13 protein-coding genes are annotated in these 12030 nt (G+C 70.1%); 4 read left to right on the top strand and 9 right to left on the bottom strand.

The genetic code is table 11. The features are described 5' to 3' along the window. The 4 genes from RIN75_RS43190 to RIN75_RS43175 form a co-directional block, all read left to right on the top strand. A partial coding sequence (locus RIN75_RS43190; protein WP_309117914.1) for a helix-turn-helix domain-containing protein occupies positions 1-297 on the top strand: 297 nt, incomplete at its 5' end. Positions 298-587: 290 nt separating this feature from the next. Continuing rightward, positions 588-1619, top strand: a complete 1032-nt coding sequence (locus RIN75_RS43185; RefSeq protein ID WP_309117913.1) for an AraC family transcriptional regulator — start codon at positions 588-590, stop codon at positions 1617-1619. Between the two features lie 72 nt (positions 1620-1691). Next, positions 1692-2591 (top strand): alpha/beta hydrolase, encoded by a 900-nt coding sequence (locus RIN75_RS43180; protein WP_309117912.1) that lies wholly within the window; start codon positions 1692-1694, stop codon positions 2589-2591. Between the two features lie 39 nt (positions 2592-2630). Beyond that, entirely contained in the window at positions 2631-3398 is a 768-nt protein-coding gene (locus tag RIN75_RS43175) for an SDR family oxidoreductase (protein WP_309117911.1), read from the top strand. 470 nt (positions 3399-3868) lie between these two features. On the opposite strand, the gene RIN75_RS43170 is transcribed toward RIN75_RS43175, so the two are convergent. From RIN75_RS43170 to RIN75_RS43130, 9 genes are all read right to left on the bottom strand, one after another. Then, positions 3869-4072: a hypothetical protein gene (locus RIN75_RS43170; RefSeq protein WP_309117910.1), complete on the bottom strand. Its 204-nt coding sequence runs from the start codon at positions 4070-4072 to the stop codon at positions 3869-3871. A gap of 128 nt (positions 4073-4200) precedes the next feature. Further along, on the bottom strand, positions 4201-5118 hold the full coding sequence (locus RIN75_RS43165) for an amidohydrolase family protein (protein ID WP_309117909.1): 918 nt from the start codon (positions 5116-5118) through the stop codon (positions 4201-4203). A gap of 10 nt (positions 5119-5128) precedes the next feature. Next, the gene (locus RIN75_RS43160; protein ID WP_309117908.1) at positions 5129-5554 is read right to left on the bottom strand and encodes an SRPBCC domain-containing protein; all 426 of its coding nucleotides are present in this window, start codon (positions 5552-5554) and stop codon (positions 5129-5131) included. Next, positions 5551-7995: a xanthine dehydrogenase family protein molybdopterin-binding subunit gene (locus RIN75_RS43155; protein WP_309117907.1), complete on the bottom strand. Its 2445-nt coding sequence runs from the start codon at positions 7993-7995 to the stop codon at positions 5551-5553. Before RIN75_RS43155 ends, RIN75_RS43160 begins: the two co-directional genes overlap by 4 nt. Then, on the bottom strand, positions 7992-8459 hold the full coding sequence (locus tag RIN75_RS43150; RefSeq protein WP_309117906.1) for a 2Fe-2S iron-sulfur cluster-binding protein: 468 nt from the start codon (positions 8457-8459) through the stop codon (positions 7992-7994). The genes RIN75_RS43155 and RIN75_RS43150 overlap by 4 nt, the downstream gene beginning before the upstream one ends. Continuing rightward, positions 8456-9304: an FAD binding domain-containing protein gene (locus RIN75_RS43145; protein WP_309117905.1), complete on the bottom strand. Its 849-nt coding sequence runs from the start codon at positions 9302-9304 to the stop codon at positions 8456-8458. Before RIN75_RS43145 ends, RIN75_RS43150 begins: the two co-directional genes overlap by 4 nt. Before the next feature lie 11 nt (positions 9305-9315). Beyond that, positions 9316-9831 carry a flavin reductase family protein gene (locus RIN75_RS43140; RefSeq protein WP_309117904.1) on the bottom strand — a complete coding sequence of 172 codons (516 nt, stop codon included), beginning with the start codon at positions 9829-9831 and terminating at the stop codon, positions 9316-9318. Further along, positions 9828-11057, bottom strand: a complete 1230-nt coding sequence (locus RIN75_RS43135; protein WP_309117903.1) for a styrene monooxygenase/indole monooxygenase family protein — start codon at positions 11055-11057, stop codon at positions 9828-9830. Before RIN75_RS43135 ends, RIN75_RS43140 begins: the two co-directional genes overlap by 4 nt. 4 nt (positions 11058-11061) lie before the next feature. Next, positions 11062-11850, bottom strand: coding sequence for an SDR family oxidoreductase (locus RIN75_RS43130; protein ID WP_309117902.1), 789 nt, complete (start codon positions 11848-11850; stop codon positions 11062-11064). Positions 11851-12030 lie beyond the last annotated feature (180 nt).

Genomic DNA, 12030 nt, shown 5'->3' with positions numbered 1-12030 from the left:
CGGCTGCTGTCGGCCAGGCGTCAACTGCTGGCCGGCGACGCCACCGCCGCCCAGGTCGCCCACACCGTGGGATACACCAGCGCGACCCAGTTCAGCCGCGAGTACCGCGCCTTCTACGGACTCCCCCGGTCCAGGACATCACCCGCCTGCGCACCGGCACCACGCCGACCGCCCGGCACCTCCACCGGACCGACCGGGGCGATCAACAGACACCTCGAACACCTCCGCGGACCCGTCCTCGCGTTCTGCAACCTGACGAAATACGTCGTCGGATCGATCCTGAAGGCCGGCAGGTGACATCACTGCCGGGGATGACTGGCTGACGGTCGACGTGTGGACGCCTGACCACGATCCCGCGGCCCGCCGCCCGGTGTGTCGGCGAAGTCGCGCGGGGCCTGGACCGCGTTCCCCCACACTGGCGAGCCCGGCTGGTCCGGCTATGCCACCGAGCAGCGCCTGACCAAGGTGTTCGCCGGCGAGTCGGCGGTCAGAGCCTGCCCGCAGGAGCGGTCGCGCCGGCTCCGGCAGGACCACGTCTTCGCGCCGCTACCGCTCCGCTGAAGCTGTGACCAGCGATACTGCGAGTCATGGACCTCATCCGGGCCGGCGCGCTACAGGGCTTCCCCGAGCTCGTTGACGAGCTCGGGGGTGACAGCTCGGCGGCGCTGCGGCGATTGCGCCTGGATCCGGCGCTGATCGGCGATTCGGAGGCGTTCCTTCCGTTCCCATCAGTGGTGCGAGCCATCGAGACGGCGGCGGCTGAACTGGCGTGCCCGGATTTCGGGCTGCGGCTGTCGGAACGACAAGGTGTCGAGATCCTGGGGCCGGTCGCTCTGATCGCGCGTCATGCCGCCACGGTCGGGGAGGCACTGCGGGGATTCGCCCGGTATCTCGCGGTGTACAGCCCCGCTCTGCGGATCGACTTCGACGAGCTGGACGCCAGGACGGTGCGGTTCCGCTTCACCATCCTGGCGTCCTCGCCCGTACGGCGGGCGCAGACGAACGAGCTCGCCCTCGGTGTCACCCTCCGCGTGCTCCGGATGCTCATCGGCGATCAGTTCCGGCCGGTCGCGGTGTCGCTCCCCCACACCGCCATCTCCCCGGCGCGCCGCTACATCGAGTTCTTCGGTTGTCGCCCGAAGGCCAACCAGGACTTCTGCGGCTTCGACTTCCACGCGTCCGAGCTCGCCCGGCGCCTCGCCGACGATGCGCAGCTCGCTGTTCTGGTCCAGCACTACCTCGACGCCGCGCCAACCGATCGCGCCGGCCGCCTGCTGACCCAGGTGCGGCACCTCGTGTCGCGCAGCCTGCCCACCGGCGGCACGGGAATCGAAACGATCGCCGCCCACCTGGGACTCCACCCGCGGACGCTGCAACGCCGACTGGGCGACCACCGGATGACCTTCGAACAGCTGGTGGACGAGGTGCGTCGCGAACGCGCGGAGCGGTACCTGCTGGAGTCGGACCTTCCGCTCGGCCACATCGCCGCTCTGCTCGGTTACTCCGAGCAGAGCTGCCTGAGCCGCTCGTGCCGCCGCTGGTTCGGAGAGAGCGCGCGGGCGGTCCGCACCCGCGGGCAAGACCGACCGCTGTCGTCTGAAGTCAAGTTTTTGTCGTAGGAAGTCGAGACACGGGCGGCCTGCTCCCGGCACCGTTTTCGGCGTACCGCCTCAGTGCCGAGGAGCGAATCGATGACCTCCAGCGACGCCCGCAAACCCGCGCGCCGGGACATCACCTTCACATCAGGAGGTGAGCGCTGCGCGGGCTGGCTCTACCGCACCGACCGAGACGAGCCCGCGCCGTGCGTCGTCATGGCCCACGGTCTGGCCGGGGTCAAGGAGATGCGCCTGGACGCCTACGCCGAGCGCTTCGCCATGGCCGGCTACCACGTGGTCGTGTTCGACTACCGCCACTTCGGTGCCAGTGCAGGCACGCCGCGGCAACTGCTGGACATCCGACGCCAGCACGAGGACTGGGCGGCGGCGGTTCGCTTCGCCCGGAGCCTGCCGGAGGTCGACTCCGGACGGGTCGCGTTGTGGGGGTCGTCGCTGTCCGGCGGCCACGTCCTCGCCGTGGCGGCGAAGCTGCGGTCGGCGGCCGTCATAGCGCAGGTTCCCCACGTCGACGGGCTCGCCTCCACACTCGCGTTGGGACCGCGGCAGTCGCTCCGCCTGGCCGGGCACGGCGTGCTCGACGCCGGCCGCGCGCTACTGCACAGGTCTCCGCACTACGTGCCTGCGTCCGGACCGCCTGGTTCGCTCGCCCTCATGACCGCGCCCGAGGCCCAGGGGTACCTGGCGCTGGTGCCACCGGGCCTGTCGTTCGACCAGCGCGTCGCCGCCCGTTTCGCGCTGCGGGTCGGTCTGTACTCGCCCAGGAAGGCGTTGCGCCGGCTGGAGATTCCCGCCTTGGTCCAGGTCGGCTCCAGCGACCGCACCACCCCGCCACTCGCGGCGATCAAGGCTGCCCGCCGCAACCCGAACGTCACGCTGGCCATCCACGAAACCGGGCACTTCGAGCCCTACACCGGGGAACTGTTCGAGACCTTCGTCGGCGAGCAAGCCGCTTTCCTCGACGGCGTTTTCGCCTGATCGCCCGACACCCCACCCACCCGCCACGGAGGACGCACCATGTCCCGCACCATCGTCATCACCGGCGCCGGCGCCGGAATCGGAGCGGAAGCCGCCCGGTGCTTCGCCCGCCAAGGCTGGATCGTGTGCGCCACGGATGTCGACGAAACCGCCCTGAAGGCGCTGCAAGGTGAACTCGGCGACAGGCACGCCTATGAGCGGATGGACGTCACCGACAAGGACGAAGTGAACCACGTGCTCGCCGCCTTCGCCCGCGCCCACGGCGGCGCGTTCGACGTCCTGCTCAACAACGCCGGTGTCGCCTTCATCGACAGGTTCGAGGACTTGACGCTCGAGCAGCACGAGCTGGTGCTGCGGGTCAACGTTCACGGCGTCCTCAACTGCACCTACGCAGCCTTCCCGTATCTGGCCGCAGGTCGCGCGGCGAAGGTCGTGAACATGTGCTCGCGCTCGGCGGAGTACGGCGTGCCGAGCGAAGCGACGTACTCGGCGAGCAAGTTCTTCGTCCGCGGCTTCACCGAGGCGATGAACATCGAGTGGGAGCGCCACGGCATCCACGTCTGCGACATCATGCCCAACTTCGTCGACACCCCGATGATGGCGGCCGCGGGAGGCGACATCGTCGACTCGATCGGCATCAACCTCACGGCGTCCGACGTGGCCGGGACCATCCTGCGCGCCGTGCACGACCGGACGCGCGTCCACTGGAAGGTCGACACCCGCAAGAACCACATCGTCATCGGCGTGCTCAACCGCACTCCGAGTCGCGTGCACCGGGCAGTGATGAAGCGGCTCTCCGGATTCTGAGTCCACGTCGTGGTCCGCGTGGTCGAAGCGCACGGGCGGGCACGACCACGCGGACCGGAACGGGACGGCCGCGGCGATGACACCGCAAGTAAGGCGGGTGCCGCGACACTCCGTATCGCCGCAGCGAACACGGCGGCGGAGTGCGCAACCGAAGTCGGCGTGTCGTGCGACTCCACTCCGCCACGGCAGGCGCGGACCCCTGGGGGCGCGTGCGGGCCATCGTCACCGCCTACCGCAGGTTCGCCATCGACATGCCCCGCCGCTACCGGTTGATGTTCAGCCTGGAGTACGAGCCCGAGCGCCGCCCGACGACCACCCCATCGGCACCATGCTCCAGGCGTGGCCCGACACGACTGACGCCTACCTCGCCGAAGTGGTGGTTTGTCGTGGTCTTCGCGATTCAGGCCACGCCACGCCACCATCAACAGCCTGCCACGGAGGCACTACACCCGATTCCGACCGACCCGTACTCACGCGACGGAGCCGCGCAGGCTCTGGTCCGCGTCCGCGAGCACGACGTGACCGGTGTCGGTCAGCGTCGCCGCCACGAAGTCGCCGATCCGGCCGGGACGCGCCGGACGCACCAGACCGGCGTGGATCAAGGCGCGTGCCGAGGGCTGGTCGCAGAACGCCAGCCCGTCGACCAGGAAATCCGGCTCGCTGCTCAGGCTCACCTGGACGCGTCCGCATCGGATCGCCCGGAGGACTGCCACTGCCCGGCAGCTGAGGCCCGTCGTCGTCTCGAACATGAGGATCACCGCCTGATCGGAGGTGGAAGTGCTGGTGACGACGACGCTACGTGTCAGCCGTCACAGGCGACATGCGGCAAACGCGGCGTCTGTCCGATGTGCGAGCCCAGCGCCCGCACGGCGTTCGTCGTCGACACCCGCTCGACGAAAGCGGGTCCGCGGTGGGCGATCTGCAGGCGAGGATCGTCGGTACCCATCGCGAACGGCCAGTCGCTGCCGAGGACGAGGCGGTCCTCGCCGAACACCTCCACGGCCTGGTCCACGAGTCCCGGGTCGTGCGCGAGGCAGTCGACGTACATCCGCCGCAGCGCCCTCAGCGGCGCTTCGACGGTCCTCGGCACACCGGGGCGGGAGGTGACGAGCCCGCGTTGCCAGCGGCCGGCCACCGCGGGCACACATCCGCCGCAGTGCACGAGCAGCACACGCAGCTCCGGGTGCCGGGCCAGGACGTCACCGAAGACCAGTTGCGCCGCCGCGACCGCGGTCTCAACCGGGTTGCCGAGCAGGTTGTGCAGGTAGAAGTCGTCGAGCCGATCGTCGGGCGAGGCACCGGGATGCAGGAGCAGCAGGCGGCCGGACAGCGCACCCCACAACGGCTCGAACCGCGGGTCGGCCAGGCTCACCGATGCCCCGCCCGCGGCCCCGCAGACACCCGCGAACCGCGGGTCGGCCGCGACGCGGTCGAACTCCCGCCTGGCGAGGCCCGGGTCCTCGAGCGGCAGATAGGCCAGCGGACGCAGGCGGGGACGTCCTTCCACCGCGCGCAGGAGGCCGTCGTTCAGTGCGCGCACCCAGTCCTCGGGAGCGGGTTGGCGGAAGAACGGCGGTGGGACGGACACGACAGCGAGGTCGAGGCCGGCCCGATCGAGGTACGCATCGGCCTCGTCCGGCCGGTGCAGGGCGGGTGGTCCTGTCTCGGCGACGCCGTCCAGCGCGGGAGCGAGATGTACGTGCAGGTCGATCGAGGGCACCGGATCTCCTTCAGGCAACGGCGGCGGTGTCGTGGAGGATTTCTTCGAGCGCGGACGACACGAGGTCGCGGACCACGCGTTGTCCGACTGTGGCCGCAGGCCCGCGGATGGCGACGTCCGCTGCCCAGGAGACGTACGTCCCTTGTGGACCCGGCGTGAATCCGAGTACGAGCATGACGTCGACCGCCGTGGGACCCCGTGTGCCGTGCACCGACAGGACCACACCCTCGGCGCCTGCCTGCTGGACTGCCACGGTGATGGAGAACGGCATGGGCACGAAGGTGCTGCGCGGTGTGAAAACCGCGCGCACGTTGCCTGAGCCGTCGAGCCGGACGTCCCTCAGCGTGGGCACCGCGGCGAGTGCGTCCACGCCTCCGTGCAACGCGAGCAGCGCCGTCGCGGCGGCCGACGTCTCGAAGCGACCGCTCAGGTTCATCGGAGCACCTGCACCTTCTCGGCGTCGAGGCCGCGCAGCAGCTGAAGCACCCGCTCCGGCGGGTTGAAGGACGCGAGCACCATGCCTTGGGTGCCGATGGCGTCCTGGATCGCGGCGCTGAGCGCGTGCAACGGAGCACCACCGCCCTCCCCCATGCCCTTGGCGCCGATCGGGGTGAACGGGGAGGGGCTCACGACGCTGTCGTAGCCGAAGCTCGGCAGGTCCAGCGCCGTGGCGGCGTGGTAGTCGTAGAAGTTGCCGGCCGCCAGCTGTCCGTGCTCGTCGTAGGCGAAGTGCTCGAACAGGGCCGCGGAGATGCCGTGCACGGTCGCGCCGTGCACCTGGCCCTCGATCACCATGGGGTTGATCGGTGTGCCGCAGTCGTCGACCATCGCGTAGCGCAGCAGCTTCGTGTGCCCGGTCTCCTCGTCGATCTCCACCACGCAGGCGTGGATCTGGGTCGCGTAGGTGAGGGTGAGGTTGCCGTACTTGCGGTCCAGGTCGGGCAGCTCGAACGGGGCCCGGTACACCGACCTGGCCACGAGTCCGACCTCCTCGGCCACCTCGGGGGGCAGGTCGACCGGCGAGAAGTGCACGATGCCCGCGACCGCGGCCAGCGGCAGCGCGCGCTCCGGGTCGGTCCGCACCCGCGCGGCGCCGTCGGCGAGCTCGATCTCCTCGGGCTCGCACTTCAGCACCGACGAGGCGACGAGCGAGATCTCCCGGATCAGCCGCTTGGTGGCGTTGATCATCGCGGCGATGCCGGTGACTGCGAACTGGGACGCGTAGGAGCCGGAGAAGCCGGTCTGCGCGGACAACGACGAGTCGCTGCCGCGCTGCACGTGCACGTGGTCGTAGGCCACGCCGAGCATGTCCGCGACGACCTGGGCGACCGTGGTCTCGTGTCCCTGTCCGAACGCCACGCCGCCGGTGGTCGCGTAGACCGAGCCGTCCGCACCCAGCCGGACCAGCGCGCCCTCGGTGTTGCCGCCGAAGGGCAGGTGGGCGTTGAGCAGCCGGGCCTGGGCGAAGTTGTTCGTCCCCGAGTCCAAAGTGGACCCGATGCCGATGCCGATCCGCTTGCCGGTGCCCGCCAGCTCGCGTTGCAGCCGCCGGGCGCCGGGGTAGTCGATGAGGTCGAGGGCCTTGCGCAACGACAGCGGCAGGTCACCCGAGTCGTAGACGCAGCCGTTGACCGTCGTGTAGGGGTACTGGTCGGGCTGGACGTAGTTGCGCAGGCGGAACTCGACCGGGTCGAACCCGAGCTTGTGCGCGGCGATGTCCATCATCCGCTCGACGAGCCACATGTGCTGCATCCGGGAGTACCCGCGGTTGGGGTGCACCGGGCCCTTGTTGGTGTAGATGGACCGGTAGCGCACCTTGAGGTGCTTGAGCTGGTAGCAGGCGTTGGCGACCTGGGTCCAGATCACGCCGCCGAGCGGCTCGTACCGGGTGTAGGCGCCGACGTCGTCCAGCGCGTCGTAGGACAGGCCGAGCACGGTGCCGTCGGACTGCACGGCCATCTTGACGTCGCGGAACCACCTCTCGTTGCCGTGCCCGCCCATGAGGTGGTGTTCGCTGCGGGTCTCGGTCCAGCGCATCGGCCGGCCGAGCTTGCGGGCCAGGAGTGCCGCCGCGGTCGCGGGGATGTGGGTGTTGAGCTTGACGCCGAACGAGCCGCCGAAGTCCTTGCTCAGCACGCGCAGCCGGTTCGCCGGGTGCCGCAGCGCCACCGCCAGGTTGAACGTCGCGAGCTGTGGCGTGGCGAACCCGCCGGTGAAGGTGAACGTGTCGACGCCGGCGTCGTACTCGACGGTGACCACGCCGCACTCCAGCGGAGTCGAGGAGAACCGGTGGAAGTGCAGCTCGTCGACCTCGATCACGTGGTCGGCGTTCTCCAGGGCGAAATCGATGTCGCCCCAGTCGTAGAGCGCGTCGAACGCCACGTTCGAACCGATCTGCTCGTGCACCTGTGGCGCGTCGGGGAGCACAGCGCTCCTGGCGTCGACCACGTGCGGCAGAGGCGTGTAGTCGACGACGACAGCTGCCGCCGCGTCCCGCGCCGCCTCCCGTGACGAGGCCGCCACCGCGACCACCGGCTCGCCGGAGAAGCGCACGACACCACCGGAGGCGAGGCAGCGGTCGACCTCCACGTCGGCGGGCGGTCCCTGCAGCTCCACGTAGGGCTCGGTCAGCTGCTCGACCTCGTCGGGCAGCAGGCAGCCGAGGTAGCCGTCCACCCGCTCAGCGGCGGACACGTCGATCGAGGTGATGCGGGCGTGTGCGTATGGGGATCGCACGAAGACGACGTAGGCGAGATGGGCGACAGGAGTGTCGTCACCGAACTCCCCCTGCGCCTTGAGCAGCCGGTCGTCCTCCTTGCGGGGCATCGGTTTTCCGGTGAACCGCACCGCCGGGCGCGTGAGCTGGTCTGAGGTCACGGCGTCTCCTCGGCTGCGGCGCGGATGGCCCGCACGATGTTGTGGTAGCCGGTGCAACGGCAGACGTTGCCCTTGAGCGCCCGCCGCGTGGCCTCCTCGGTCACCGGCTCACCGGAGCACAGGAAGTCGGTCGCGGTCATGAGCATCCCGGAGGTGCAGTAACCGCACTGCAGCGCGTGGTGGTCCTTGAAGCACTGCTGGAGGCGATTGAGCGATCCGTCCTCTTCGGACAGTGAGGCGGCCGTCTCGACGGTGCCGCCGTCGGCCTGCACTGCCAGCACCATGCAGGACTTGACCAGCTGACCGTCCCACCGCACAGTGCACGCGCCGCAGTTGCCGGTGTCACACCCGATCTTCGGGCCGCGCTTGTCGAGCGAGTCGCGCAGCCAGTGCACGAGCAGCGTCCGGTCCTGCACCGCCCCGGTCTCCTGCTTGCCGTCGACAATCACGTTGATCTCGGTCATCGCCCGCTCCTCTCCACCGCGGCACGCACGGCGCGCCGCAGCTGGACTTCCGCCATCTCACGGCGATAGGCCGCCGAACCGTGCACGTCGTCTGCCGTGTCCAAGTCGAGCTCCACCTCGGGGAGGGCGGCCGGCGCCGAACCGACGAGCATCCGCTCCACGTCGGACAGTCTCAGTGGCGATCCGTAAACAGCCCCGAGCACGACACGGGCGTCGGTGACCACATGATCGGTCACGTCGAGCCGCACGACGGCACGGGCCAGTGCCCACGAGTCCGCACCCACCTGCAGGTGCTCGTGCGCCACCACGGAGCCCGTCGGCAGCGCCGGGATCTCGATCGCGGTGAGCAACTCCGCCCTGCCCACTGCCGTGGTCAGAGTGCCGAGGAAGAACTCGTCGGCACGCAGCACCCGTTCTCCCGCGACGCCGAGGATCCGGAAGCGGGCGTCGAGGGCCGCCAGCAGCGGCGGAAAGTTGTTCGTCGGGTCGTTGAGGCAGCAGTTGCCGCCGATGGTGCCGCGGTTGCGGACCTGGCGGTCGACCAGGCCCGCCGCCATGTCGGCCACCTCGGGGTGGGTCCGCCGCACATCCGGCGACGAGGCCAGCTCGGCGTAGGTCGTGGCGGCACCGATGACGAGTGCGCTGTCCTCGGTGTGCCGGACACCGCGCAAGGCGTCGATGCGGTGCACGTCGACCAGCGCCGCGGGATGGGCGAGGTCGAGCTTGAGCACGTTGAGCAGTGTCTGGCCGCCTGCCAGGACGACGCTTCCGTCCACTTCGGACAAGGTGGCGACGGCGTCGGCCGGCGTGGCGGGACGCAGGTACTGGATCGGAGGCAGGATCACGGCGGACCGCCTCAGTACTCGGGGTGACGTGCCGCCACGTGGTACGCGCCGGCGTGGAACACCAGCGGTTCGCCGTCGGCGGTGTCGAAGCGCTCGACCTCGCCGAGGCAGATCAGGTGGTCGCCCGCGTCCACCCACCGCACGGTCCGGCACTCGAAGCGGGCGAGCGCGCCGTCGAGCAGGGGCACACCGCGCAGGCCGTCGGTGATCGGCACGCCCGCGAACTTGTCCGGAGCGGGCGTGGCGAACTGCCCGGACAGGTGGTGCTGGTCCGCGGCGAGCACGTTGACGGCGAAGTGCGTGGCGCGCTGCAGGTCGGGCAGGCTGGGCGCGCGCTTGGCCGGGCACCACGACACCAGCGGCGGCTCCAGGGACACCGAGGTGAACGAGTTGGCGGTGACGCCGATGAGCCGCCCGTCGGGGGTGCGGGTCGTGATCACCGTGACGCCGGTGGCGTAACGTCCCAGCGCGGCCCGGAAGTCACGAGGACCAAAAGCTCGCAACGGCTGCTCCGTGAGTGTGGTCATGACTGTCCTCCAACGGTGGAGAGGTAGTGCTGCGCGGAAGCGGGATCCATGAACCAGTGGAAGAAGTCGCGCGGGTCGTCGAAGCCGTTGACGAACCGGCGGGCGACGCGCGGATGCGTGCCGGCGGCACCGATCAGGTCGAGCACGTGCGGAGGAGGCGGGGCCAGCAGCGCGTTGGTCCACGCGGCCACGTACTGCGCGTAGTCCCAGTACCGCTCGAAGGTCTCCTGCATGAACGCCCGGTCGAACGGCCGCTCGCCGTGCTCGAGGATGCTGGACAGGTAGGACGCCGCGCACTTGCTGGCGTTGTTGGAGCCCTGCCCGGTGATCGGGTCGTTGAGCAGCACCACGTCCGCGAGGCCCAGCACGGTGGCGCCGGACGGCAGCACTCCGACGGGCTTGCGCACGGTCGGCGGGAACCGGCCGGCGAGCACACCGTTGTCGTCGGTCAGCGCGATGTCACCGCAGCGCTCGGCCTCCCACGGCAGGAACTGCCGGAGAATGCGCAACGAGTTCTCCAGGTGCTCCTGCGGCGAGCGGACCTCACCCCAGCAGTCCAGCGGACCACCCGGCACACCTTCGAAGACCATGATCTCGCACGGGCCGGTCGTGGTGAGGGCGGGGAACGCGAAGTACTCCCCCACACCGGGAATGAGGTTGAACGACACCGCCGAGTGCTCTTCGCGCGGCCGCATGCCGGCGACGTAGGTCAGCGCGAGCGCCCGCTGCGGCGCGTCGTAGGTGCTGCGTTCGGCGTCGCGTTCGAAGAGCCGGGCGATCTCACCCTTGCCGGCGGCCACGATCACCAGGTCCGACGACCGCGCATACGACTCCAGGTCCTCGACGCCCGCGTCCGTGTAGTCCAGCTTGCCGCCGCGCAGCTCGAACTCGTTCATCCAGGCGGGCATCTTCACCCGCTGGTCCACCGACCGCGCGGCCACGTCCAGCCGCGACGCCCAGGAGATGGCCTTCCCTCCCGCGCCGTCGGGCACGGTGACCGAGATGCCCTCGACGGGCGGACACGCGTCGTCCCACAGGTTCAAGCCCAGCGTGCGCTCGCGGGCCAGCGCACCACCGAACATGCACTGGCTGGACATGACCTTGCCGGTCCGGATCTCGTCCGGCGTGCGGTTGGAGACGATCGTGACGTCGTAGCCGTGGTCGAGCAGGCCGATGCCGAGCTGCAGGCCCGCCTGGCCCGCGCCGACGATGGTGATGGAGCGCATGGGGTTACCTCCGGGGGTCGCTGAGCTGCGGGATGGCGGGGACTGCCTGTTCGGGGCCCATGGCGGAGTAGCCGCCGTCGACGGCCCAGTCGGCCCCGGTCACGAAGGAGGCGGCGTCCGAGCAGAGGAACGCCACGACGGCGGCGACCTCCTCGGCGTCGCCGACCCGGCCGAGCAGGTGGAACGGCGCGGCGACCCGGTCGGTGCGCGCCCGGTCGGAACCACTGAGCTCGTCCATCACCTTCGACCACGTCCACCCCGGGCTGACCGAGTTGACGCGGATGCCGTCGGGGGCCAGGTCGAGTGCCATGTTGCGGGTCAGCTGCACCAGTGCGGCCTTGCTCACCGGGTAGACCCAGCGGCCGGTCTGCGCGACCTTCGCCGAGATGGACGTGAAGTTCACGATCGCGCCACCGCCGCGGGCGGCCAGGTGCGGGCGCACGGCCTTGGTGAACATCGCCGCACTCACCAGGTTGACGTCGAGCGCCCGCGTCCACTGGTCGCGAGTGGACTCCGCGCCGTCGTCCACATAGGCGCAGGCCAGGTTGACCAGGATGTCGATCCCGCCGAACCGGCCTGCCGCAGTGGCGACGCACCGCGCGATCGCCTCGTCGTCGGTGATGTCGGTGTGCTCAGCCAGCACGCTCGGGCCGAGCTCTGCGGCCACCGTCTTCGCACCGACGTCGTCGATGTCGGCGATGACCACGTTGGCCCCGGCCGCGTGCAGCGCGCGGACCACGGCCTGGCCGATGATCGTCGCGCCGCCGGTCACGACTGCGGTCTTTCCCTGCATCGCACCTCCCGGTGTCTCGGGTTGGTGTGGGACGGTAGGTCTGTGATCGGGGCCTCAGCTATCCGTCGCGCGCGGTGACTGTGCGTTATGCGCGGACGGCTGTCGCGTCGCGGACGGATTTGGCGGATACTGGCCTGCGTGACAGAGCACGGGGACACGCTTCCCCTCGCTCACGGAGAG

It is taken from the genome of Saccharothrix sp. (assembly GCF_031180885.1).
Classification (GTDB): domain Bacteria; phylum Actinomycetota; class Actinomycetes; order Mycobacteriales; family Pseudonocardiaceae; genus Actinosynnema.
The sequence above is the reverse complement of the archived record's forward strand: the minus strand, read 5'-3'. Positions and strand labels throughout refer to the sequence as shown.